General features: G+C 73.6%; 24 protein-coding genes and 1 riboswitch. Of the genes, 21 read left to right on the plus strand and 3 right to left on the minus strand.

Going from position 1 to position 23,718, the window contains the following annotated elements:
* The first annotated feature begins 2 nt into the window (after positions 1–2).
* On the plus strand, positions 3–230 hold the full coding sequence (locus ACMXGY_RS10500; protein ID WP_483772944.1) for a helix-turn-helix domain-containing protein: 228 nt from the start codon (positions 3–5) through the stop codon (positions 228–230).
* Positions 227–1,498: a type II toxin-antitoxin system HipA family toxin gene (locus ACMXGY_RS10505; protein WP_483772945.1), complete on the plus strand. Its 1,272-nt coding sequence runs from the start codon at positions 227–229 to the stop codon at positions 1,496–1,498. The genes ACMXGY_RS10500 and ACMXGY_RS10505 overlap by 4 nt, the downstream gene beginning before the upstream one ends.
* 639 nt (positions 1,499–2,137) lie before the next feature.
* Here ACMXGY_RS10505 and ACMXGY_RS10510 read toward each other — a convergent pair.
* Entirely contained in the window at positions 2,138–2,734 is a 597-nt protein-coding gene (locus ACMXGY_RS10510; protein ID WP_483772946.1) for an N-acetyltransferase family protein, read from the minus strand.
* Between the two features lie 52 nt (positions 2,735–2,786).
* On the opposite strand from ACMXGY_RS10510, the gene rpe reads away from it, so the two are divergent.
* The 8 genes from rpe (at position 2,787) to ACMXGY_RS10550 (ending at position 9,476) form a co-directional block, all read left to right on the plus strand.
* On the plus strand, positions 2,787–3,452 hold the full coding sequence (rpe, locus tag ACMXGY_RS10515) for a ribulose-phosphate 3-epimerase (RefSeq protein ID WP_483772947.1): 666 nt from the start codon (positions 2,787–2,789) through the stop codon (positions 3,450–3,452).
* Between the two features lie 245 nt (positions 3,453–3,697).
* A riboswitch (FMN riboswitch) is annotated at positions 3,698–3,824 on the plus strand.
* 161 nt (positions 3,825–3,985) lie between these two features.
* Positions 3,986–5,107: a bifunctional diaminohydroxyphosphoribosylaminopyrimidine deaminase/5-amino-6-(5-phosphoribosylamino)uracil reductase RibD gene (gene ribD, locus ACMXGY_RS10520; RefSeq protein WP_483772948.1), complete on the plus strand. Its 1,122-nt coding sequence runs from the start codon at positions 3,986–3,988 to the stop codon at positions 5,105–5,107.
* Positions 5,107–5,757, plus strand: a complete 651-nt coding sequence (locus ACMXGY_RS10525) for a riboflavin synthase (RefSeq protein WP_483772949.1) — start codon at positions 5,107–5,109, stop codon at positions 5,755–5,757. Before ribD ends, ACMXGY_RS10525 begins: the two co-directional genes overlap by 1 nt.
* A 32-nt stretch (positions 5,758–5,789) precedes the next feature.
* Positions 5,790–7,127, plus strand: coding sequence for a GTP cyclohydrolase II (gene ribA / locus ACMXGY_RS10530; RefSeq protein ID WP_483776843.1), 1,338 nt, complete (start codon positions 5,790–5,792; stop codon positions 7,125–7,127).
* Positions 7,124–7,591 carry a 6,7-dimethyl-8-ribityllumazine synthase gene (ribH, locus tag ACMXGY_RS10535; protein WP_483772950.1) on the plus strand — a complete coding sequence of 156 codons (468 nt, stop codon included), beginning with the start codon at positions 7,124–7,126 and terminating at the stop codon, positions 7,589–7,591. The genes ribA and ribH overlap by 4 nt, the downstream gene beginning before the upstream one ends.
* 91 nt (positions 7,592–7,682) lie before the next feature.
* Positions 7,683–7,946, plus strand: coding sequence for a phosphoribosyl-ATP diphosphatase (locus ACMXGY_RS10540; protein WP_024839663.1), 264 nt, complete (start codon positions 7,683–7,685; stop codon positions 7,944–7,946).
* 105 nt (positions 7,947–8,051) lie between these two features.
* Entirely contained in the window at positions 8,052–8,906 is an 855-nt protein-coding gene (hisG, locus tag ACMXGY_RS10545; protein WP_483772951.1) for an ATP phosphoribosyltransferase, read from the plus strand.
* Positions 8,907–8,981: 75 nt separating this feature from the next.
* Positions 8,982–9,476, plus strand: coding sequence for a PH domain-containing protein (locus ACMXGY_RS10550; RefSeq protein ID WP_483772952.1), 495 nt, complete (start codon positions 8,982–8,984; stop codon positions 9,474–9,476).
* A gap of 110 nt (positions 9,477–9,586) precedes the next feature.
* On the opposite strand, the gene ACMXGY_RS10555 is transcribed toward ACMXGY_RS10550, so the two are convergent.
* Entirely contained in the window at positions 9,587–11,464 is a 1,878-nt protein-coding gene (locus ACMXGY_RS10555; protein ID WP_483772953.1) for a DEAD/DEAH box helicase, read from the minus strand.
* A gap of 413 nt (positions 11,465–11,877) precedes the next feature.
* Between ACMXGY_RS10555 and clsA the strand changes: the two genes are divergently transcribed.
* The 11 genes from clsA to ACMXGY_RS10610 all read left to right on the plus strand — a co-directional run bounded on the left by clsA (position 11,878) and on the right by ACMXGY_RS10610 (position 22,418).
* Positions 11,878–12,492: a cardiolipin synthase ClsA gene (gene clsA / locus ACMXGY_RS10560; protein WP_483776844.1), complete on the plus strand. Its 615-nt coding sequence runs from the start codon at positions 11,878–11,880 to the stop codon at positions 12,490–12,492.
* Positions 12,493–12,536: 44 nt separating this feature from the next.
* The gene (locus tag ACMXGY_RS10565; RefSeq protein WP_483772954.1) at positions 12,537–13,481 is read left to right on the plus strand and encodes a DUF881 domain-containing protein; all 945 of its coding nucleotides are present in this window, start codon (positions 12,537–12,539) and stop codon (positions 13,479–13,481) included.
* Positions 13,478–13,810, plus strand: coding sequence for a small basic family protein (locus ACMXGY_RS10570; RefSeq protein ID WP_483772955.1), 333 nt, complete (start codon positions 13,478–13,480; stop codon positions 13,808–13,810). The genes ACMXGY_RS10565 and ACMXGY_RS10570 overlap by 4 nt, the downstream gene beginning before the upstream one ends.
* Positions 13,807–14,943 carry a DUF881 domain-containing protein gene (locus tag ACMXGY_RS10575; protein WP_483772956.1) on the plus strand — a complete coding sequence of 379 codons (1,137 nt, stop codon included), beginning with the start codon at positions 13,807–13,809 and terminating at the stop codon, positions 14,941–14,943. The genes ACMXGY_RS10570 and ACMXGY_RS10575 overlap by 4 nt, the downstream gene beginning before the upstream one ends.
* Positions 14,944–15,118: 175 nt before the next feature.
* Positions 15,119–15,601 carry an FHA domain-containing protein gene (locus tag ACMXGY_RS10580; RefSeq protein ID WP_483772957.1) on the plus strand — a complete coding sequence of 161 codons (483 nt, stop codon included), beginning with the start codon at positions 15,119–15,121 and terminating at the stop codon, positions 15,599–15,601.
* The gene (gene ftsR, locus ACMXGY_RS10585) at positions 15,598–16,365 is read left to right on the plus strand and encodes a transcriptional regulator FtsR (protein WP_483772958.1); all 768 of its coding nucleotides are present in this window, start codon (positions 15,598–15,600) and stop codon (positions 16,363–16,365) included. Before ACMXGY_RS10580 ends, ftsR begins: the two co-directional genes overlap by 4 nt.
* 100 nt (positions 16,366–16,465) lie before the next feature.
* On the plus strand, positions 16,466–16,939 hold the full coding sequence (locus ACMXGY_RS10590) for a bifunctional nuclease family protein (protein ID WP_074807220.1): 474 nt from the start codon (positions 16,466–16,468) through the stop codon (positions 16,937–16,939).
* A gap of 205 nt (positions 16,940–17,144) precedes the next feature.
* Entirely contained in the window at positions 17,145–17,735 is a 591-nt protein-coding gene (locus ACMXGY_RS10595; RefSeq protein WP_483772959.1) for a MerR family transcriptional regulator, read from the plus strand.
* A gap of 143 nt (positions 17,736–17,878) precedes the next feature.
* Positions 17,879–21,277: a pyruvate carboxylase gene (locus ACMXGY_RS10600; protein ID WP_483772960.1), complete on the plus strand. Its 3,399-nt coding sequence runs from the start codon at positions 17,879–17,881 to the stop codon at positions 21,275–21,277.
* A gap of 38 nt (positions 21,278–21,315) precedes the next feature.
* Positions 21,316–22,194: an MBL fold metallo-hydrolase gene (locus ACMXGY_RS10605; RefSeq protein WP_483772961.1), complete on the plus strand. Its 879-nt coding sequence runs from the start codon at positions 21,316–21,318 to the stop codon at positions 22,192–22,194.
* Complete coding sequence (locus ACMXGY_RS10610) at positions 22,191–22,418, plus strand: DUF2510 domain-containing protein (protein WP_483772962.1); 228 nt, start codon at positions 22,191–22,193, stop codon at positions 22,416–22,418. The genes ACMXGY_RS10605 and ACMXGY_RS10610 overlap by 4 nt, the downstream gene beginning before the upstream one ends.
* Here ACMXGY_RS10610 and ACMXGY_RS10615 read toward each other — a convergent pair.
* Complete coding sequence (locus ACMXGY_RS10615) at positions 22,393–23,646, minus strand: phospholipase D-like domain-containing protein (RefSeq protein ID WP_483772963.1); 1,254 nt, start codon at positions 23,644–23,646, stop codon at positions 22,393–22,395. The genes ACMXGY_RS10610 and ACMXGY_RS10615 overlap by 26 nt on opposite strands.
* Between the last annotated feature and the right edge of the window lie 72 nt (positions 23,647–23,718).

Consider the following 23,718-nt stretch of genomic DNA (forward strand, 5'->3'; position numbering starts at 1 on the left):
CCGTGGCCGGGCAGTGGATGGGGGCGCGTAGCGCACGTGATCTCGGCGCCTACGTGCGAAGGGTCCGACGTGCACGAGGCATCACGCAGACCGAGCTCGCAGACGAGCTCGGCATCACGCGGCAGTACCTCTCAGAGCTCGAGAACGGCGTCGAGAACCTCTACATCACCAGACTCTTCGAGGTCCTCGATCACCTCGACGTGAACCTCAGGCTCGAGGAGCGACGGTGACGAGGGCCGACGAGCTCGACCTCTGGCTCTACGGGACGCGCACCGGGCGATTCGCCCGCCGTCGAGACGACCGCGTCGACCTCACGTGGACCGACGACGCCTTCGAACGATGGGGAGTCGGAGCGCGAACGTTGTCCCATCTCCTCCCGATGGAACCCGACGAGCCGCCGCACCCAGCGCGAGCGACAGCGTGGCTCGACGGACTCATGCCAGAGGGGCGCGCCCGCGACCAGATGGCCATGGAAGCCGCCGTCGACCCGGAGGATCATCTCTCCTTCTTCACGGCCTACGCCGGCGACACCATCGGTGCCGTCGAGCTGCGCCCCCCAGGGCAACCCGCACCGCGCTCCGTCCCAGCCGAACGTCTCGACGACGCCGGTGTCGCCAAGCTTCTTCGCGAAGGCGTCGCACGCTTCGGCGGAGTCGGACGCAGCAAGCACCTCACCAGCTCCCTGCCCGGCATGGAACCCAAGATCACCCTCCTCCACGACGAGCACGGCTGGGCCCGCCCCCACGGATCCGCGCCCACCACCCACATCCTCAAGGTCGCCCGCCCCTCCGACTCACCCACCGCCGACCTCGTCAACACCGAAGCAGCCGCCCTCGACCTCGCCCGCCGCGTCGGCCTCACCACCGTCGACGCCCACGTCACCGAGTTCGACGGCGAACGCGCCATCGTCGTGACCCGCTACGACCGCGTCCCCGACCCCGCCGAACCCACCGGCACCGCACGCCTCCACCAGGAGGACGCCGCCCAGGCCCTCGGCATCAACACCCGCGACCCCGAACGCAAGTTCCAGCACGGCCGCCGCTTCCCCTCCCTCGCCGCCGTCGCCCGCACCCTCCGCGACGACGGCACCCGCCCCGACCCCCTCCTCGCCCTCACCACCCTCAACCTCGCCCTCGGCAACACCGACGCCCACGCCAAGAACATCTCCGTCCTGCGCCACGCCGACGGCACCGTCCGCCTCGCCCCCGCCTACGACGTCTCCATGCACCTCCACCACGACCATGCCTCCCGCGTCTTCGCCATGGACGTCGCCGGTGAACGCGACATGGACCGCCTCACCGCCGACCACCTCGTCACCGAGGGCACCACCTGGGGCCTCCCGCGACGCCGCGCCCAGCGCGCCGTCGCCCAGACCCTCGACGCCCTCCTCACGGCGCTCGCGGACGTCGACCGCGACGCCCACCCGGGCGTGAGCCGCCACGCCTGGCGGACGGTCGAACAGCGCACGACGGACCTGCGCCGAGGTCTCCTCGCCTGAGGCCGGACCCCGCTGGCACGAGGTAGAACCGTGGTCACGCGAGGTAGAACCGTGGTCGTGTCGGACGTCGCGTGGTCGGGTTGGGTGTCGGGGTGGGTGGGGGCGCCGCGTCTTCCATCCGCCGCTCGTTCCTCGCGGCTCCCGCCAGGCCCTCCACGACGCGGCGCCCCCACCCACCCCTCCCGGTGTCGTCCCGCCCTGGTCTCGGGTCACCCGGGCGACCGCCCCCCGGGTGCTGCGCCGAGCATGTCGTTGTGGCTCGTCCTGAGCGCCTTTCGGGCCACAAGGGTCTGCTCGACCGGCCGGGACCGTATGGCTGCCACGAGCACGAGCACGAGCACGAGCCGGACCGCCTAGCCCGGGCACGACCCGCGCCAGCCCCCGTGGTCGCCGGACCACGGTTCTACCTCGGCCGACCAGGGTTCTACCTCGGCGGGCCTGCGACGGGACGTCGCCTGGGGTGAGGCGATGGCGGAGCGGGTGGGGCGGCGTCGGATGCGAAGGGCGTCAAGGCCGCGCTCCCAAGACCCACACCCGTGACGGCGCGGACAGCCCGAGCACCGGCGCCGCCCCGCACGCGAACCCGACCACAGCACGCGGACCCGACCACGAGACCGGCGCCGAGGCGCGCCGGATCGGTCAGAGGGAGCGTTGGAGCAGGATCGTGTCGACCCAGCGGCCGTGCTTGAACCCGACGGCGGTGAGGCGGCCGGTCTCGAGGAAACCGAAGCGACGGTGGAGCGGGGCCGACCCGGCGGACTCGGGCACGTCGGCGACGACCGACACCACCTGCCGCACGCCGGCGCTCATGCAGTCGTCCAGGAGCGCTGAGAGGAGCGCCGTGCCGAGCCCGCGGCCGGCGTACGCGGGGTCGAGGTAGATCGTGTCCTCGGCGGTGTGCCGGTAGGCCGGCTTGGGGCGCCACGGGGACGCGTACGCGTATCCGGCGACCGTCGGGCGTGAGGTCCCCGGCGGCTGGGCGGCGTTCCCGTCGTCCGTGACCTCCGCGACGAGGAACGGCAGCCCGCGCGCCGTCACGTCGTCGAGCTTGCGCTGCCAGGTGGGAAGGTCCCAGACGTCCTCCTCGAACGTCACGCACGTCTCGCGGACGAAGTGCGCGGCGATCTCGGCGACGCGGCCGAGATCGGCGTACGTCGCGGGGCGTACCCAGGTGCTCGTGCGGCCGGGGCTGGTGGACGTCGGCACGCGTGCGTCGGGGGAGGGGGGAGTGCTCACGGGAGGAGCATACGAGGGCAGGTCAGCGGTGTGTGCGCCCTAGGCTGGGCCCATGGCAGCCCTCATCGCCCCGAGCATCCTGTCCGCCGACTTCGCGAACCTCGAGCGCGACCTGAACGCGATCTCGACGGCGGACTACGCGCACGTCGACGTCATGGACAACCACTTCGTGCCGAACCTCACGCTCGGGCTGCCGGTCTTCGAGCGGCTCGCCCAGGTGTCGCCCGTCCCGATCGACGCGCACCTCATGATCGACGACCCCGACCGCTGGGCGCCCGCGTACGCGGAGGCCGGCGCGGCGTCCGTCACCTTCCACGCCGAGGCCGCTGGTGCTCCTGTACGGCTCGCACGCGAGCTGCGGCGGCTCGGGGCGCGCGCGGGGGTCGCGCTGCGTCCTGCGACGCCTGTGGAGCCCTTCCTGGACCTCCTGACGGAGGTCGACATGATCCTCGTCATGACCGTGGAGCCCGGGTTCGGGGGCCAGTCGTTCATCGAGGGGACGCTGCCCAAGATCCGCAGGGCCCGCGAGGCGGTCAGCGAGTCGGGGCTCGACGTGTGGATCCAGGTCGATGGGGGAGTGTCGCGCTCGACGATCGAGCGCGCGGCGGACGCCGGGGCGAACGTCTTCGTGGCGGGCTCGGCGGTGTACGGGGCGGAGAACGTCCCGGGGGAGATCCAGGCTCTGAGAGAGCTCGCGGACGCCGCGCACGCACACTGACCCGCCGCACCGGCTGTCCACGGCCGGGCGAGGACCGTCCCGACGTGATCGCGCACCGTGCCATGACATGTCCCTCGTAAAATAGTGTGCCAAGCGCACACTCGATTCCCCACCGGCCACAAGGGCCGCTCACCCCATCCGCCCAGACCACAGGGGGCAGGGGAGCCGGTTCACGTTCGCCCAAGTGCTGGACGAGCTCGAGCACGAGGTCGCACGAGTAGCATGCTCGGTGAAGCAGTACGCACGAACGTGCTCCGGGGTCGGTGCAATTCCGAGCCGGCGGTGACAGTCCGCGACCCGCGCCCTACGCGCGGTTGACCTGGTGGAACTCCAGGACCGACGGTGAAAGTCCGGATGGGAGGAAGCACGTGCGGCAAGGCCACGCCAGAGCGCGTGGTGCGTCGGCGACCCGCCGGGGCACCCGTCCGCGACGGTGACGGCCTCGCCGTGGTGAGCGACGACGTCGGGCCGCCCAGGCCACCCGACCCGCCGCCCGCCCTCACCCCGGAGCGCAAGTGCCCGGGAGGAGGACGATGGACGAGCACCCACGAACCTTGACGATCGACGCGGCCATGGCGCGCGCGCTCGAGCTCGCGGCGCGGGGGCCGGCGTACGGCCCCAACCCGCGCGTCGGCTGCGTCCTCCTCGCCCCGTCGCCCGGTGGAGGCCCGGCGCCCGACGGCGCAGCGCAGGACTCCGTGGACGCGCACCCGCGACGGGTCCTCGCCGAGGGCTACCACCGCGGCGCGGGGACGCCGCACGCGGAAGCAGCCGCCCTGACCGACGCCCGGGAGCGTGAGGTCGACGTGCGGGGCGCGACCGCCGTCGTCACGCTCGAGCCGTGCGCGCACACCGGGCGTACCGGTCCGTGCGCCGACGCGCTCGTCGCGGCGGGCGTCGCGGAGGTGGTCTACGCCGTCGCGGACCCGAATCCGCTCGCGATCGGCGGTGCGCGGCGCCTCCAGGGCGCCGGCGTGCGGGTGGTGAGGGGCCTGCGTACGGCGGAGGGCGAGGAGCTGCTGCGAGTGTGGCTCACGTCGGTGCGCCGCGGGACCCCGTACGTCACGCTCAAGACCGCGACGACGCTCGACGGGTACGTCGCGGCCCAGGACGGGACGAGCCGGTGGATCACCGGACGGGCGGCCCGGGAGCACGCCCACCGGGTGCGTGCTGACGTGGACGCCATCCTCGTGGGCACGGGGACCCTCCTCACCGACGACCCCGCGCTCACCGCGCGCGTGCACGCCGGCGCCGCGAGCGCCGAGGGCGGCTCTTTCGAGGTTCTGGCCGCGCACCAGCCGCTGCGGGTCGTCGTCGGGCGGCGGGGGATACCGCCGGCGGCGCGGGTGCGCGGCGAGGGCGGCGAGCTGGTCCATCTCGTGACGCGAGACGTCGGGGAGGTGCTCGCGCGGCTCGCGGAGCGCGAGGTGCGCCACGTGCTCGTGGAGGGCGGCCCGACGCTCGCGACGGCGTTCCTCGCGGCCGGGGCGGTCGACGAGCTGCACTCGTACGTCGCGCCGGTGCTGCTGGGCGACGGGCGTCGCATGGTCGGTGGGCTGGGGGTGTCGTCGATCGCGGAGGCCCACCGGTTCCGCACGGTCGAGGTGAGGCGTGTCGGTGACGACGTGCTGATGGTGTCGAGGAAGGGAAGCTGATGTTCACGGGGATCGTCGAGGAGATCGGGAAGGTTCGGGAGATCGCGTACCCGGGAGGTACGACGGACGTCGGGGCGGCGGCCGGTGCCGGTGGGGACGCCGTCCTCACGATCGAGGGCCTGCTGGTCACGTCGGACGCGGGGCTCGGGGACTCGATCGCGGTGAACGGCGTGTGCCTCACGGTGACGAGCCTGGGCGGGGACGGGTCCTTCACGGCGGACGTCATGCCGGAGTCGTTGCGTCGTACGTCGCTGGGGGACCTGGTCGCCGGTTCTCCGGTGAATCTCGAGCGGGCGGTGCGGGCGGACGCGCGGCTGGGCGGGCACGTCGTGCAGGGTCACGTCGACGGCGTCGGGACGCTCGTGAGCCGGGCTCCTGGTGAGCGCTGGGACGACCTCGTGTTCTCGGCACCGGCCGGGCTCACGCGCTACGTCGCGGAGAAGGGTTCGATCGCGGTGAGCGGGGTCTCACTCACGGTGACGCACGTGGACGCCGGGTCGTTCGGCGTCTCGCTCATCCCGACGACGCTCGAGGCGACGATCCTCGGCGGCCTCGTCCCCGGGGACCGCGTGAACCTGGAGGTCGACGTGCTGGCGAAGTACGTCGAGCGGCTGCTCCGGGCCGGCGGCACGGTCGGGAGCGCGTCGTGACGCGGGAGGACGTGCCGGCTGCGAGCGCCGCGCTGACCGGGGGCGGGTCGGCGGGGGTGCGGCTGGGGTCGGTCGAGGATGCGCTGGTGGAGATCCGGGCGGGGCGTCCGGTGCTGGTGGCGGACTCCCCGGACCGGGAGAACGAGGCGGACGTGGTGTTCGCGGCGCAGGGGGTGTCGGCGGAGTGGGTGGCGTGGACGATCCGGCACTCGTCGGGGTACCTGTGCGCGCCGATGCCGTCGGCTCGGGCGGACGCTCTGGAGCTGCCGTTGATGGTGCCGCACAGCCAGGACCCGCGGCGCACGGCGTACACGGTGACGGTGGACGCGGCGACGGGGGTGACGACGGGGATCTCGGCGGAGGACCGGGCGAGGACGTTGCGGGTGCTGGCCGACCCGGCGTCGGGTCCGGTGGACCTGATCCGGCCGGGGCACGTGCTGCCGTTGCGGGCGGTGCCGGGAGGCGTGCTGCACCGTGCGGGGCACACGGAGGCTGCGGTGGACCTGGTGCGTCTGGCGGGCATGGGGGAGGTCGGGGGGATCGCGGAGCTCGTGCACGACGACGGGACGATGATGCGGCTGGAGGACGCGGCGGCTCTCGCGGAGCGGGACGGGCTCGTGCTCCTGACGATCGCGGACCTGGTGGCGTGGCGGCTGGAGCACGACCCGGCGCCGACCGCTACGGGGGACGGCGTGCCGGACCGTGAGCAGCTGGCGCGGCGGGTGCACCGCACGGCGGAGGCGGACCTCCCGACGGCGCACGGCCGGTTCCGCGTGATCGGGTACCGGGACCTGCGGACGGGTGCGGAGCACGTGGCTCTGGTACCTCCGGCCGCGAGCGCCGTCGGGGCGGGTCGTGTCCCCGTGGTGCGGGTGCACTCGGAGTGCTTGACGGGTGACGCGTTCGGGTCGTTGCGGTGCGACTGCGGTCCGCAGCTGCAGGCGGCGATGGAGCGGGTCGCGGCGGAGGGCGGTGCGGTGGTGTACCTGCGGGGGCACGAGGGTCGGGGCATCGGGCTGCTGGCGAAGATCGGGGCGTACGAGCTGCAGGACGCGGGTCTGGACACGGTGCAGGCGAACCTGGAGCTGGGGTGGCCGGTGGACCGGCGGGAGTACGGGGCTGCTGCGGCGATCCTGGAGGACCTGGGGCTGTCGCGGGTGCGGCTGCTGACGAACAACCCGGCGAAGGTGACGGGTCTGGTGGCGTCGGGCATCGACGTGGTGGGGACGGAGCGGATCGAGGTGGGCCACGGTGAGCACAACCGGGCGTACCTGGTGACGAAGAAGGTGGCGATGGGTCACCTGCTGGACACGGTGGAGGCCCCGGACGGGGTCGACGCGGGCATCGAGGCGAAGGAGGACCAGGGATGAGCGGGGCAGGAGCGCCGACGATCAGCGTGGACGGTTCGGGGCTGCGGGTGGTCGTGGTCGCGGCGAGCTGGCACACGCAGGTCATGGACGGGTTGCTGGCGGGGGCGCGGCGGGCGTTGGCCGCGGCGAACGTGTCGCACGTGACGGAGGTCCGCGTGCCGGGGTCGTTCGAGCTGCCGGTGGCGGCGGCGCGTGCGGTGGAGCACGGCGCGGACGCGGTGGTGGCGCTGGGTGTCGTGATCCGTGGTGGGACGCCGCACTTCGAGTACGTGTGCCAGGCGGCGACGTCGGGACTGACGGAGGTGAGCGTGCGGACGGGCGTGCCGGTGGGGTTCGGGCTGCTCACGTGCGACGACGAGCAGCAGGCGCTGGACCGTGCGGGCCTGGAGGGGTCGCGCGAGGACAAGGGTGCGGAGGCGGCCGAGGCAGCGGTGGCGACCGTGGTGGCGCTGCGGAACCTGTAGCGGTGCTCGACGGCGGTCGGCGCCGGCGGACGGGTGCCCGCTGGGCGGACCCGTCCCCGGTCGCCGGCGACGGCCGGATACCCTGGGGCGCGTGAAGACGTTCGAGTCCCTGTTCGCGGAGCTCTCCGAGAAGGCCACGACGCGACCTGCCGGTTCCGGCACGGTCGCGGAGCTGGACGCCGGGGTGCACGCGATCGGGAAGAAGGTGGTCGAGGAGGCCGCCGAGGTCTGGATGGCCGCCGAGTACGAGGGCGACGTGAAGACGGCGGAGGAGATCTCCCAGCTCCTCTACCACCTGCAGGTCCTCATGCTGGCGAAGGGTCTGAGCCTGCAGGACGTGTACGAGCATCTGTGAGCGGCCGCGCCGGTGAGCCCTCGCTCCCGTCCGCGAGCGCCGCTCGCCCCGTGCTCGTCCCTGCCCGTCCTCCTGCTGCCGTCTCCCTGAAACGAAGGTCCTGCCATGCTGCGTATCGCCGTCCCCAACAAGGGGTCCCTGTCCGAGCCCGCCGTCGAGATGCTGCGCGAGGCGGGGTACCGCCAGCGCCGTGACTCGCGCGAGCTCGTGCTCGCGGACCCGGACAACGACGTCGAGTTCTTCTTCCTGCGTCCGCGTGACATCGCGGTGTACGTCGGCTCGGGCACGGTCGACGTCGGGATCACCGGCCGTGACCTGCTCCTGGACTCGGGGGCGGACGCCGTGGAGCACATGCAGCTCGGCTTCGGCGGGTCGACGTTCCGGTACGCGGCCCCGGCCGGTGCGGTCACGTCCCTCGAGCAGGTGCAGGGGCTGCGGGTCGCGACGTCGTACGAGGTGCTCGTCGAGGGCCACCTGCGCTCGCACGGCGTGGAGGCGACGGTCGTGCACCTCGACGGCGCGGTCGAGTCGGCCGTGCAGCTCGGGGTGGCGGACGTCGTCGCGGACGTCGTGTCGACGGGCACGACGCTGCGCGGTGCGGGCCTGGAGGTGTTCGGCGACCCGATCCTCGTGTCGGAGGCGGTGCTCATCCGTCCGCGCGCGGTCGCGGAGGCGGACGTCCCGGCGGGCGTGGAGGTGCTGAGCCGGCGCCTGCAGGGCGTGCTCACCGCACGCCAGTACGTCCTCATGGACTACGACGTCCCGGTGTCTCTCGTCGAGCAGGCGGTCGCGATCACGCCGGGGCTCGAGTCGCCCACGGTGTCGCCGCTGCACGACCGGGACTGGGCGGCCGTGCGCGCGATGGTGCGCCGCGACCAGACGAACCAGGTCATGGACGCGCTGTACGACGTGGGGGCGCGCGCCATCCTCGTCACGAGGATCCACGCGTCGCGGCTCTGACGCCCGGTCCGTCCCTTCGGCCCGTCTCGCGGTCGAGCGCCTGTGAGGGTCGAGCCGTTGTGAGACGGTGGCGCCATGAGCGGTGAGACGTTCCCCGACCCCGGCCTGCCCGGCGAGCGCGTCGACGACCCGTACCGCCCGTTCCGGCCGCGTTTCGGCCTGGTGTCCGCGTGGGCGACGGGCGTCGTGGTCGTCGGCGGGTGCGTCGTCGTGGGCGTGCTCGCGACGGGGCCTCTGGGCACGGCGTGGGTGAACCGGCTCTCCCTGGCGGCGTTCGCCCTGTTCGCGACCTGGTTGCTGTGGCGCCTCGGCGGCGTCCACGCCGTGCCGTCGCGCACCGGCCTGCGGGTGCGCAACGTCATCTACACGCGCGAGCTCGAGTGGGCGCAGATCGTGTCCGTGCGGTTCGGCAGCGGGGACGCGTGGGTGCGGCTCGACCTTGCGGACGGGTCCACGATCGCCGTGATGGGCATCCAGCGGGCCGACGGCGCCCGTGGGGACACCGAGGCGCGGCGGCTCGCGGCGCTCGTCCAGGCGCACGGCGAGGCCCGGGAGGAGCCGCCGCGGTGAGTCCGCCCGACGTCGACATGGACGCCGAGACGTGAGAAGCGGCCCCCGGATCATCCGATCCAGGGGCCGCTTCTCACGTCTCGGCGGACGAACGGTCCGTCAGAGGGCGGTCAGTACGCCGTGCGGTGGCGCGGCTTGCGCTCGCCCCGGTCGTCCGAGCGGTCAGGACGCTCGCGACGCTCGTCGCGGCGGCCGGACGGGCCGTGCGCGGCACGCGGGCCGCGGGCCGCGGGCGCGCCCTCGTCGAGACGGATCCGCAGGGCCTTCCCGGCGACTCGTGCCCGGGAGATGCGGTCCATGGTCGCGTCGTCGAGCGGCGCGCTGATGTCGACCAGCGAGAACGACGGGAAGATGTCGATCTTGCCGACGTCCGAGCCGGTGAGACCGGCCTCGTTCGTCAGGGCGCCGACGATCCCGCCGGGCATCACGCCGTCCTTGTGCCCGACGGCGAGACGGTAGCGGGTACCGACGGCGTCGCGGCGGATGCCGCGCCCACCGGTCTCGCGGCCGGGCCGGTCACCGCGCGGGCCACGGTCGCCCGTGCGCTCGGGGCGACGGGCCTGCTCGCGCGCCTGGGCGCGCTCGGCCTCGAACCGCTCCTGCTCCTCGCGGGCCTGCGGGCCGTCGTCCCCGACGGCGAGCGCCACCATCGCGGCGGCGAGCTCGACCGGGTCGACGTCGTGCTCGGCGACGAACGCACGGACCAGGTCCGTGTACAGGGACAGGCGCCCGGCCTCGCGACGCGCGGGGACCTGACCGAGGAGCTTGCGCGCCCGGTGCGCGGAGACGTCCGCGGGGGAGGGGATCTCGATCTCCTGCAGCGGCGTGCGGGTCGTGCGCTCGATCGCCCGCAGGCGGCCCCGCTCGTGCGGGGTGACGAAGCTCAGCGCCTCGCCCGTCCGCCCGGCACGGCCGGTGCGGCCGATGCGGTGCACGTACGCCTCGGGCTCGCCCGGGAGGTCGAAGTTCACGACGAGGCCGATGCGGTCGACGTCGAGACCGCGGGCCGCGACGTCCGTCGCGACGAGCACGTCCAGGGCGCCGGAGCGCAGGCGCTCGACGATCTTCTCGCGGTCCTTCTGCGCGACGTCGCCCGAGATGGTCGCGGCGGAGATGCCGCGCTCGACCAGTGCCGACCCGACCTCCTCGGCCGCACCGCGCGTGCGGGTGAACACGATCGCGGCGTCCGCGTCCGACACGGCGAGCACGCGGGCGAGCGCGCCGGTCTTGTGGCGGAACGGCACGACGGCGTACGTCTGGCGCACGCTCGTCACCGTGGACGACTGGCGCGCGACCGCGATCTCGACCGGGTCGGTGAGGTGCTCGTTCGCGACCCGGCGGATCGGGGCGGGCATCGTCGCGGAGAACAGCGCGACCTGACGCTCGCGCGGGGCGCGGGAGAAGATCGTGTCGACGTCCTCCGCGAAGCCCATGCGCAGCATCTCGTCCGCCTCGTCCAGCACGAGGAAGCGCACGTCGTCGAGCACCAGGGTGCCGCGCTCGATGTGGTCGATGACGCGCCCGGGCGTGCCGACGACGACCTGCGCGCCGGCCGCGAGCGCCCGCTGCTGGGGCTGGTAGGGCGAGCCGCCGTACACGGCGACGACGTCGACCCGGGGCAGGTGCGACGCGAACGACTCGATCGCGTCGGCGACCTGCATCGCGAGCTCTCGCGTCGGGGTCAGCACGACGGCCTGCACGTGCCGGTGGGTGGGGTCGATCGCAGCGAGCAGCGGGAGGCCGAACGCGGCGGTCTTGCCGGTGCCGGTCTGCGCGACGCCGGTGATGTCGCGGCCGGCGAGGAGCGCCGGGATGGCCTCGGCCTGGATCGCGGACGGGGTGACGAACCCCAGGTCGGCGACGGCGCGCTCGAGCGGAGCGGGCAGGCCGAGGTCGGCGAACACGGGGCCCGTGGGGGCGGCGGGCTCGGGGAGGGAGTCGGTGGAGTGGTCGAGGGCGTGCGCGGGCGCGACGACGTCAGCAGTCATGAAGGGGTGAGGACCGTTTCGTTCGGGGTGTGGAGTGGCGTGCGGTCGCCAGGTGGGCTCTCGCAGGTCGCACTCCCGAACACACCTGGCCGACCACCGAGAATCACGGGGGACTCACCGGGGGGCCGGCCGCTCTCACGGACACACGCGGGACGAGCGACGAACTCCAAAGGTCCTCCCATCCTACCGGAGCCCGGTGAAGGACGGGCTCGCGGCACCGGTGACGTCCCTCACCCACGCCGCCGGCACGGTGGGCGAGCGGAGGACCCGCGGTGGACGAAGCGGGTGATTTCCGGCGAGTCCGTGCGCCACGCCCCGCGAGGCAGCGACCTGGGCAGGGTCGCGTACGTAGGATGATCGGGCGCGGCGTCCTGCCGCGGGAGTCGGCGCGACGTGAGCACGGGGCGGTGGGTGTGGGAGCAGGGCAGCAGGTCAGCTCGCGCGTCCTGACCGTCCCGAACGTCATCAGCCTCCTCCGGCTGCTCCTGGTGCCGGTCTTCGCCGTCCTCATCGTCCAGGGCCACGACGTGTGGGCCCTCGTCGTGCTCGCCGTGTCCGGGGCGTCGGACTGGCTCGACGGCGTGCTCGCGCGCCGCCTGGACCAGGTGAGCCGCGTCGGGCAGATGCTCGACCCCGCGGCCGACCGCCTCTTCATCTTCGTGACCCTGCTCGGGCTCGCGTGGCGCGACGTCGTCCCGCTGTGGCTCGTCGTCGTCATCGTCGGGCGCGACGCGCTCCTCGCCTGCCTGCTGCCCGTGCTCGCGCGGCACGGCTACGGGACGCTGCCCGTGAGCTTCGCCGGCAAGGCGGGCACGTTCGCGCTGCTGTACGCGTTCCCGCTGCTCCTGCTCGCCGAGATGCCGGGGTGGTTCGGCGACGTCGCGGCCGTCACCGGCTGGGCGTTCACCTGGTGGGGCGTCGGGCTCTACTGGCTCGCCGGGGCGCAGTACGTCGCCCAGACGCGGGCGCTCGTCACCGCCGACCGGGCAGGGGACGACGGCACGACCACGACGGGAGACCCGCTGTGACCGGAAGCGGACCGGCGCCGCGACGGGGCCCCGTCGACGCGTCCATGACCTTGCTCAACGAGGTCATGCACCGGCCCCTGGACCCCGGGTACGCCGCCGCGGCGGAACGCCGCGCGGCAGGGCAGGCGCCCCGGCGAGGTCGGGCCGGCACCGTCGCGCTCGTCGCCCTGGCGGTCGGGCTCGGCGCCGTCACGACGGCCGCCGCCGTCGACCTGCGCGCACCGCAGCCGGCCGTCATCGCCGCACGCGAGACCCTCGAGCAGGAGATCCTCGACCGCCAGGGCGACGCCGAGGACCTCACCGCGCGCAGCGGTGAGCTCTCCAAGGAGATCGAGGAGCTCCAGGGCGCCGCGCTCGGGACCGCGAGCGCCGACGTCCTGGACCGCCTGCAGGAGGAGGGTGCCTGGACCGGGGCGCAGGCCGTCGAGGGTCCCGGCGTGATCGTCACGCTCGACGACACGAACGGGGGACTCTCGACCGACGACGCCGACGGAAGCTCGCTCGTGCACGACTCCGACCTGCAGCGTGTCGTCAACGCCCTGTGGGCCGGGGGCGCCGAGGCCGTCGCGATCAACGACCAGCGGCTCACCGGCCTGTCCGCGATCCGCAGCGCCGGGGACGCGGTCCTCGTCGACCTGCAGCCCCTCGTCGGCCCGTACCAGGTGGAGGCCATCGGCGACGCGGACGAGCTGCGCACGTCGCTCCTGCGGTCGGGCACCTCCGACTTCCTGCAGCTGCTCAGCACGCAGTACGGGATCCGGTCGAGCGTGACCGCGCAGAGCCGGCTCGACCTCCCCGGCCGCTCGACCCCGACGTTGTTCTTCGCCCAGGCCGCCGGCCCCGCCGTAGACTCCGACGCACCCGGGACGAGCGGCACCGACGGGGACGAGCAGGGCACCCCGGGACCGACCGTCGGGACCGGTGACGAGACCGGTGACGAGACCGGTGACGAGACCACGCAGGACACAGGGCAGGAGAGCGTCGAATGATCGCAGTCGTCGGACTGGTGGTGGGCATCGTCGCAGGCCTGGTCCTGCAGCCCACCGTGCCCGTGTCGCTGCAGCCCTACCTGCCCATCGCGGTCGTCGCGGCGCTGGACGCCCTCTTCGGAGGGCTGCGTGCCATGCTCGACGGGCTGTTCGACGACAAGGTCTTCCTCGTCTCGTTCCTGTCCAACGTCGTCGTGGCCGCGCTGATCGTGTTCCTCGGGGACCAGCTCGGTGTCGGGAGCCAGCTGTCGACCGCGGTCGTCGTCGTCCTCGGCATCCGCATCTTCTCCAACGCCGCCGCCATCCGGCGCCACATCTTCAAGGCGTGACCGTGGCGAGCACCCCCGGCCAGGAGCCCCGGCCCGAGACCACCCCCGACGACGCCGCGGACGAAGCGCCGGGCACCGCCGACGCGCACGAGCCCGACCAGGTCGGCGACGTCTCCTCCGGCACGCCGGACGAGAGCGCCCCCGAGGACGACGCCGCCGGCGCGGACACGTCCGACCAGGCTCCTGACGACACCGCCGAAGTCACCACCGGTACGGAGAGTGGTACAGAGAGCGGCGCGGAGCACGAGACCGACAGCGACGATGCCGTGACCGCGACGGACCCGGGCCCGGGCGCGCCCGACGACGAGCCCGCACCGACGTCGGGGCCGGCGCCGGAGCCCGACGTGATCACGACGGCGATCCGTCGTGTGCCGCCCGCGGGCGGGCGCCACGGTGCCCCCGCCACCCCGCCGCCCGGAGGCCTGCGCGCGCTCGGCAGGGCGCTCCGCCCTCGCGCCAACCGGTCCCAGGTGGTCGTGGGCGTCCTGTGCGCGCTGCTCGGGTTCGCGCTCGTCGCCCAGGTCAGCCAGACCCAGGAGGACCAGCTCTCCTCCTTGCGCCAGAGCGACCTCGTGCGCCTGCTCGACGACGTCACGCAGAGGTCGGGCGAGCTCGAGGACCAGGTCTCCTCCCTCGAGGCGACGCGCGACGAGCTCCAGTCGGGCACGGGACGCGAGCGCGCGGCCCTCGAGGTCGCCGAGCAGCAGGCCGAGACGCTCGGCATCCTGTCCGGCCGGCTCCCGGCGCAGGGGCCGGGCGTCGAGATCGAGGTGGTCGAGGGCACCGAGCCGCTGAAGGCGTTCTCCCTCTTCAACGTCCTGGAGGAGCTGCGCAACGCCGGCGCCGAGGCGATGGAGGTCAACGGGGTCCGGCTCGTGGCGAACAGCTACTTCGAGGACACGTCGGACGGTGTCGTCGTGGACGGTCAGGTCATCGCGTCGCCGTATCGCTGGGTCGTCATCGGCGACCCCTCGACGCTCGAGACGGCGCTCGAGATCCCGGGCGGAGCGATGGCGTCGTTGCGCGCCGAGGGAGCGCGCACGACGATCCGGCAGGAGGATCTCGTCGAGGTGACCGCCACGGTCGAGCCGGGCTCTCCGCAGTACGCCACCCCCGTCCCCGCCGACGACTGAGGCGGCTTCCCCAGGGCCGCCGGGCCGGGGTAGGTTGGTCGGACGAGGTGACGCGCGACCCGGCGTGCAACGCGTGACCTGCGGATGTAGTAGTTTTCCAGCACGGCGGGGCACACGTCCCGCCGGGTGGGATCCGAGGTCGAGCACGACGTGCCGTGAGCCCCGAGGAGGCGAGATGAGTGTCCCAGGCGGTCCCCAGGTGCCGAACCGGGCGGGTAGCGACACGACGATCAGCTTCGGCCGGATCGAGGCCCCCGTCGAGGAGGGCGTCCAGCCGGGTGGACTGAGCCCGGAGGAGCACGCCGCCGTCGCGGCCCTGCCCCGCCACTCCGCGCTGCTCATCATGCAGCGCGGCCCCGGCCAGGGGTCGCGGTTCCTGCTCGACGCCGAGCGCACCGTCGCCGGCCGCTCGGAGCACGCCGACATCTTCCTCGACGACGTCACCGTCTCCCGCAAGCACGCGGAGTTCGTCCGCGAGGGCGACCGGTTCGTCGTGCGCGACGTGGGCTCCCTCAACGGGACGTACGTGAACCGCAGCCGGATCGACGCCGTCGCGCTCGCGACGGGTGACGAGGTGCAGATCGGCAAGTACCGGCTCACCTTCCACGCCAGCCGTCACGCCGGCGCACCGTCGGACGGCCCGGCCCCGCGCCCGTGAGCGGGTCCACGGGCGCTGCTCGCGCCACCGCCTCCGATCCGGGCCCCGACGAGGGCCACGAGCCCTGGCCGCAGGGCATCTCGCGGCGCGCGACCATGCGCATCTCCGACGTGCTGCGCGCGCTGCGGGCGGAGTTCCCGAACGTCAGCCACTCGAAGCTGCGCTTCCTGGAGGAGCAGGGACTCATCGAACCCGTGCGCACCGCTTCCGGCTACCGGCAGTACAGCCCGGCCGACGTGGAGCGGCTGCGCTTCGTGCTCGTCGAGCAGCGTGACCGGTACCTGCCGCTCAAGGTCATCAAGGAGAACCTCGCCGCCCTCGACGCGGGCACCGCCGTCGAGGCGCTCGCCCCTCGCCTCGCGACGGCGGACGGCGATCCCGGTTCAGCGTCGGTGCGCCAGCGGTACACCGTCGACGCCCTCGTCTCGGCGGCCGGCGTCGACCGCGAGCTCGTCGAGGGGCTCATCGAGGCCGGTGTCCTGCGCCAGGCGCCGGGCGGTCAGCTCGACGCCCGCTCGCTCGACGTCGTCGTGCTGGCCGCGGGGCTCGCCGAGTACGGCATCGAGCCGCGGCACCTGCGGACGCTGCGCACCGCGGCGGACCGGCACGTGAGCCTCGTCCACCAGGTCGTCTCCCCGTGGCGTGGCCAGCAGAACGCCTCGGCGCGCGCGCACGCCGGCACGGTCGCGTCCGAGGTGGGGGAGATGTGCGCGCAGCTGCACACGGTGTTCGTCCGCCAGGGGGTCGACGACCTCACGCGCTGACGCCCTCAGGCGCAGCCCGGGCGTCGTGGATCCACCCCCGCCACCGACTGCCGGATGCGGGAGCGCGACGTACCGTGGACAGGTGAGCGACGACGTGCCGATGGTCCCCGTCGAGGTCCTCGGCGTGCGGCAGCAGCAGCGTGACCAGGAGATCGTGGTGCTGCTGCTCGACGACGCGTCCGAGCTTGTCGTCCCGATCGTCATCGGCCCGCGCGAGGCGAGCGCGATCGCCATGGCCCAGGCGGGCCTGCCCACCCCGCGACCCATGACGCACGACCTGCTGCGCGACCTGCTCGACGCGGTCGACGTGCGGCTGGAACGAGCGGAGATCGTGGCGCTCGACGGCGGGATTTTCTTCGCCGAGCTCGTCCTCAGCAACGGGGTCCGGCTCGACTCCCGCGCGTCGGACGCGATCGCCGTCGCGGTCCGCACCGGCAGCCCGGTCCTGTGCTCGGCGGAGGTCGTCGCGACGGCGGGGGTCGAGGTGGTCGACGTCGCGCAGCAGGAGGAGGTCGAGAAGTTCCGCGACTTCCTCGACCACGTCCAGCCGGAGGACTTCTCCGTGGACGAGTAGGGAGAGCGCCGTGCCAACCCTCGAGCGGCGGTCGAGACAGAGCGACATAACGGATATACCAGACCTTCAACCTCAGGTCGAGGGTCGGTGCGGGCGGAGCGCGTGACGAGCGCGCGCGACACGCCAGCACGCTCAGGTCGTCGGTCGTTGACGACCCCCGACCGCGCCCCTAGCGTGGACGAGGACATCACCCCAGGAGGCAACAGTGAACAGCAGCGGTGAGGCGAGCGTCGGTTCCGGCGCGACGGTTCCGCACGGCGCGCAGGGCCTCCTCTTCGGGGAGGACATCACCGAGCAGGACACGACGACGGGATACCGGGGCCCGACGGCCTGCCGCGCGGCGGGCATCACGTACCGCCAGCTCGACTACTGGGCGCGGACCGGGCTCGTGGAACCGACCGTCCGCCCGGCGTCCGGATCCGGCTCCCACCGTCTGTACAGCTTCCGCGACATCCTCGTGCTCAAGGTCGTCAAGCGCCTCCTCGACACCGGGGTGTCGCTCCAGCAGATCCGCAGCGCCGTCGAGCACCTGCGCGAGCGCGGCGTCGAGGACCTCGCCCAGATCACCCTCATGAGCGACGGCGCGAGCGTCTACGAGTGCACGTCGCCCGACGAGGTCGTCGACCTCGTCCAGGGTGGCCAAGGAGTGTTCGGCATCGCGGTCGGCCGCGTCTGGCGTGAGGTCGAGGGCACGCTCTCGGAGCTGCCGACCGAGTCCCTGGACGACGAGGCGGACGGTGCGGGCGACCCGCAGGACGAGCTCGCGCGACGCCGTCGGGCACGCTCCGCCGGCTGACGCACCGCCGCGCGGCGCTGTGGAGCACGTCACAGCGCCCGCGACGGCCCGCCCTGCGAGGGCGTGGGAGGATCGCCCGGTACGTGGCACGCCGCGCCCTCCGCCGGTCCGACGTCGCCGCACGGTCGACGGATGGAGTGCCGGTGTTCTCGAAGGTCCTGGTCGCCAACCGCGCGGAGATCGCCGTCAGGGCGTTCCGTGCCGCCTACGAGCTCGGGGCCCGCACCGTCGCGGTGTTCCCGCACGAGGACCGCGGCTCCGAGCACCGGCTCAAGGCCGACGAGGCCTACCTCATCGGTGCGCCCGGCCACCCGGTCCGCGCCTACCTCGACATCGACGAGATCGTGCGCGTCGCCCGCGACGCCGGCGCCGACGCCGTCTACCCCGGCTACGGCTTCCTCTCCGAGAACCCCGACCTCGCTCGAGCCTGCGCGGACGCCGGCCTGACGTTCGTCGGGCCGCCGCCCGAGGTCCTCGAGCTCGCGGGGAACAAGGTGCGCGCCCTCAAGGCCGCACGCGAGGCCGGGCTGCCGGTGCTCGCGTCGAGCGAGCCCTCGTCCGACGTCGACGAGCTCGTCGCGGCGGCCGACGTCGTCGGCTTTCCCGTGTTCGTCAAGGCCGTCGCCGGCGGCGGCGGCCGTGGCATGCGCCGGGTGGACACGCGCGACGAGCTGCCCGAGGCCCTCGCGGCCGCGATGCGCGAGGCCGACGGCGCGTTCGGCGACCCCACCGTGTTCCTCGAGCGAGCCGTCCTGCGCCCGCGCCACATCGAGGTGCAGATCCTCGCCGACGGCGCAGGGAACGTCGTGCACCTCTACGAGCGCGACTGCTCGCTGCAGCGCCGGCACCAGAAGGTCGTCGAGATCGCGCCCGCACCGAACCTCGACCCCGCGGTCCGCGACGCGCTGTGCGCGGACGCCGTGCGGTTCGCCCGGCACATCGGCTACCAGAACGCCGGCACGGTCGAGTTCCTCGTCGACACCGTGGGGGAGCGCGCCGGGCAGCACGTGTTCATCGAGATGAACCCGCGCATCCAGGTCGAGCACACCGTCACCGAGGAGGTGACCGACGTCGACCTGGTGTCCGCGCAGATGCGCATCGCCTCGGGCGAGACGCTGGAGGACCTCGGGATCCGCCAGGAGGACGTGCGCGTCAACGGCGCCGCCCTGCAGACCCGCATCACGACCGAGGACCCGGCGAACGGGTTCCGCCCCGACACAGGCCGGATCATCGCCTACCGCTCACCGGGGGGCGCGGGCGTGCGGCTCGACGGCGCGACGGCGACCGCCGGTTCGGTGGTGTCCGGCCACTTCGACTCCATGCTCGTCAAGCTCACGTGCCGCGGCCGCGACTTCCCGACGGCGGTGCGCCGCGCCCGGCGCGCGCTCGCCGAGTTCCGCATCCGCGGCGTCCGGACGAACATCCCGTTCCTGCAGGCCGTGCTCGCCGACCCGGAGTTCGTCGCGGGCAACGTCGCCACGTCGTTCATCGACGAGCGACCCGAGCTGCTCTCCGCGCGCGAGAGCGCGGACCGCGGCACGCGCCTGCTCGCGTACGTCGGTGACGTCACCGTGAACCGGCCGCACGGCGATCCGGTGCGCACCACCGACCCGGCGACCAAGCTGCCCGCGCTCGACCTGTCCGTCGCGCCGCCGCCCGGGACCCGGCAGCAGCTCCTCGAGCTCGGCCCCGAGGGCTTCGCGCGCGCCCTGCGCGGCGAGCGGCGCCTGCGGGTCACCGACACGACGTTCCGCGACGCGCACCAGTCGCTGCTCGCGACGCGCGTGCGCACGCACGACCTGGCCGCCGTCGCGCCGTACGTCGCGCGCGCCACGCCGCAGCTGTGGTCGGTCGAGGCGTGGGGCGGGGCGACGTACGACGTCGCGCTGCGGTTCCTCGGCGAGGACCCCTGGGAGCGGCTCGCGACGCTGCGCGACGCCATGCCCAACCTCGCGATCCAGATGCTGCTGCGCGGACGCAACACGGTCGGGTACACGCCGTACCCGACGCGCGTCACGAGCGCGTTCGTCGAGGAGGCGGCGCAGACCGGGATCGACGTCTTCCGGATCTTCGACGCGCTCAACGACGTCGGCCAGATGCGCCCGGCGATCGAGGCCGTGCGCGCCACCGGCACGACCGTCGCCGAGGTCGCCCTGTGCTACACGGGCAACCTGCTCGACCCCGCCGAGGACCTCTACACGCTCGACTACTACCTGCACCTCGCGGACCGCATCGTCGACGCGGGGGCGCACGTGCTCGCGATCAAGGACATGGCGGGGCTCCTGCGACCGGCGGCCGCGTCGCGCCTGGTCACCGCGCTGCGCGACCGCTTCGACCTGCCCGTGCACCTGCACACGCACGACACCTCGGGCGGGCAGATGGCCACCCTGCTCGCCGCAGCCGCCGCAGGCGTCGACGCCGTGGACGCCGCGAGCGCCGCGATGGCGGGCACGACGAGCCAGCCGTCCCTGTCCGCGCTCGTCGCAGGCCTCGAGCACACGGAGCGCGACACCGGGCTCTCGCTCGCCGCGGTCGCCGACCTCGAGCCGTACTGGGAGGCGGTGCGCCGCACGTACGCGCCGTTCGAGTCGGGCCTGCCCGGACCGACGGGCCGCGTGTACGAGCACGAGATCCCGGGCGGTCAGCTGTCGAACCTGCGTCAGCAGGCAATCGCGCTGGGCCTGGGGGAGAAGTTCGAGCAGATCGAGGCGATGTACGCCGCGGCGGACCGGATCCTCGGGCGCCTGGTGAAGGTCACGCCCTCGTCGAAGGTGGTGGGCGACCTGGCGCTGCACCTCGTGGCCGCGGGCGCGGACCCGGGGGAGTTCGCGGCGAACCCGGAGTCGTTCGACATCCCGGACTCGGTGGTCGGGTTCCTCGGCGGCGAGCTGGGCGACCCGCCCGGGGGCTGGCCGGAGCCGTTCCGCTCGCGCGCCCTCGCGGGCCGTGCGGCGCGGGCCGGGGTCACCCCCCTGACGGGGGACGACGAGGCGGAGCTCGCCCAGCCGGGCCCCGTGCGTCGTGCGCGGCTCAACCGGTTGCTGTTCGCGGGTCCCACCAAGGACTTCGAGCACGTCCGTTCGACGTTCGGCGACGTGTCCGTGCTCGACACCCCGACCTACCTGTACGGGCTCGAGCCGGGCGAGGAGATCGCGGTCGGCCTGGGCAAGGGCGTGCGGTTGCTCGTGGGGCTGGAGGCGATCGGTACGCCGGACGAGCGCGGGATGCGGACGGTCATGTTCTCCCTCAACGGTCAGCTGCGCCCGATCCAGGTGCGCGACCGGGCGGTGGACGTGGACGTGCGTGCCGCGGAGAAGGCGGACCCGACGCAGCCGGGCCAGGTCGCGGCGCCCTTCGCCGGCGCCGTGACACCGGTGGTCGTCGCGGGTGACGTCGTCGAGGCGGGGCAGACCGTCGCGACGGTCGAGGCGATGAAGATGGAGGCCGCGATCACGACGGCGGTCGCCGGCACGGTCCAGCGCGTCGCGATCGGCGCGGTGCAGCAGCTCGAGGGCGGGGACCTCGTCCTGGTCGTCGGCTGACGTCGGCGCGACGGCGCGGGTCCCCGGAAGGAGGAACCATGCGGGTCACGTTCCACGGTCACGCGTGCGTCGCGGTGGACCACGCTGGCGCCGTCGTCGTGCTGGACCCCGGGTCGTTCAGCGACGCGGCCGGCGCGCTGGCGGACGCCGACGCGGTGCTCCTCACGCACGAGCACCCCGACCACGTCGACTCGGAGGTGCTCGGTGCCGCGCTGGCCGCGCGGCCGGAGCTCGCCGTGTGGGCGCCCGAGGCGGTCGCCGAGTCGTTGCGCTCGTCGCTGCCCGACGGTGGTGGGCGCGTGCACGTCGTCGCACCGGGGGACGGGCTCGACCTGGGCGGCCTGGAGGTCGTGGTCGGCGGCGGCCTGCACGCCGTGATCCACCCGGACGTGCCGCGCATCTCGAACGTCACCTACCTGCTGCGGTCCGGTGCGGGGAGCGTCTTCCACCCGGGGGACTCGTTCGACCTGCCGCCCGGCACCGACGCCGGCACCCGAGACGCCGAGCCGGGCGGGCAGCACCGTCTCGACGTGCTCCTCGCGCCCGTGTCGGCGCCGTGGCTCAAGCTCGCGGAGACGATCGACTTCGTGCGCGCCGTCGACCCGACGATGGTCGTGCCCGTCCACGACGCGCTGCTGTCCGCGGTGGGGCGCGGCGCGGTCGACCGGCTGCTCGGCGAGCACCGCACGGGTGGGACGTACGAGTACCGGCCGCTCGCGGTGGGCGAGTCCGTGGACGTGCCGGGCCGTGACGACACCGCGCGCACGGTCGCGGCGCAGCTCCTGCACGAGCACCCCGAGTTCGCGGAGGTGCACCTGCTCGAGGACGACGAGACGGTGCCGCCACGCCCCGAGGAGGAGGTCGCTGCTGCAGCGCGCGAGCGGGGCGACCGTCCGGAGGCCGCGGGCCGACGATGACGGGCGCCGCGCCGGGGTGGTACCCCGACCCGTGGGACGCGCGCGCGGTGCGCTGGTACGACGGCCGGGGGTGGACCGGGCACGCGCGGGCACGCGCCGTGGTGCCGGCGTCGCGGCCCCGGGCAGACCCGCTCGTCGTGGCGGCGGTCGTGGTCTCCGTGCTGCTCGTGCTCGACGACCGCGGTCGGTGCAGCGGCGTCAGAGCAGCGGGCGGAGCGGGGTGAGGACGATCTCGCTGAGCTTGGCCGCGAGGGAACGCGTCTCCCACTCGGCGAGCGTGAGCTCGCGGGTGTTCGACAGGTCGACCTCGAACACCTTCTCCATCTGCTCGGCGACGCCCCGGTCCGTGATCTCGAGGTTCACCTCGTAGTTGCCGGTGAGCGAGAGCCGGTCGATGTTCGCGGTGCCGATCGTCGTCCAGGCGCCGTCGATGGTCGCCGTCTTGGCGTGGACCATCGCGTTCCGGTAGAGGTGGATGCGCACCCCGCCCTTGAGGAGCGCGGTGTACAGCCCGCGCGCGAGCCAGTCGGCGAGCACGTGGTTGGAGCGCTCGGGCACGAGGACACGCACGTCGACGCCGCGAGCGGCTGCCGCGAGGAGCGCGGCGAGGATCTCCCGGTCGGGGATGAAGTACGCCTGCGTGATGTAGATGTGCGAGCTCGCGCGGTCGATCGCGTCGAGATAGATGCCGCGGATGGGAAAGACGAGATGCGCGGGCGCGTTGCGCGCCGCGCGCAGCCGGGGCTCCCAGTGCTGGGAGCCGGGGTCGGCGAGCAGCGTCTGGTCGGGTGCGCGGTTCGCGTTCCAGAAGTCGACGAACGCGTTGCGCAGCTCCCAGGCGCTCGGGCCCTCGAGCCGGACGTGCGTGTCGCGCCACTGCGTCGCGTACAGGCTGCCGATGTTGTACCCACCGACGAACGCGGTCTCGTCGTCGACGACGAGGATCTTGCGGTGGTCGCGCCCCGACTTGCGGATGTTGAGCATGAGGACGCCCGGGCGGAACACGGGGTACCGGATCACCTGGACGGGCGCGGGCAGGTCGAAGAACGCCCGCGGCACCACGAGGTTCGCGAAACCGTCGTAGACGACCAGCACCTCCACCCCGCGCTCGCTCGCCTCGATGAGCGCCGCCTTGAACTCCTCGCCCAGCGCGTCGCCCTTCCAGATGTACGTCTCGAGCAAGACCCGGCGCCGGGCGCCACGGATCGCTCCGAGCATCTCGCGGTAGACGTCCTCGCCGTACGTGAAGACGGTGGTCGTGGTGCCTGCGACCTCCACCTGGGCGGGGGCGGAGCGGGGGAACGACGCCTCGACGGTGTTGCGACGCTTGCGGATCGCGTCGGCGGTGACGAGCACGCCGGCGACCGTCACGGGGGCCGCGACGGCGACCACGAGGGCGCGTGCGAGCACACGCCGCGCCGTGCGCAGGGAGTCAGGGGAGAGCAGGTGCACGCCCTCACCGTAGCCGTCGGGGCGCGCCGCGCTACCGGAATTGCCGCCGATCCCCGGTGGCGGCACTCACCT

This window comes from Cellulosimicrobium sp. G4 BAM 1002, assembly GCF_057126935.1.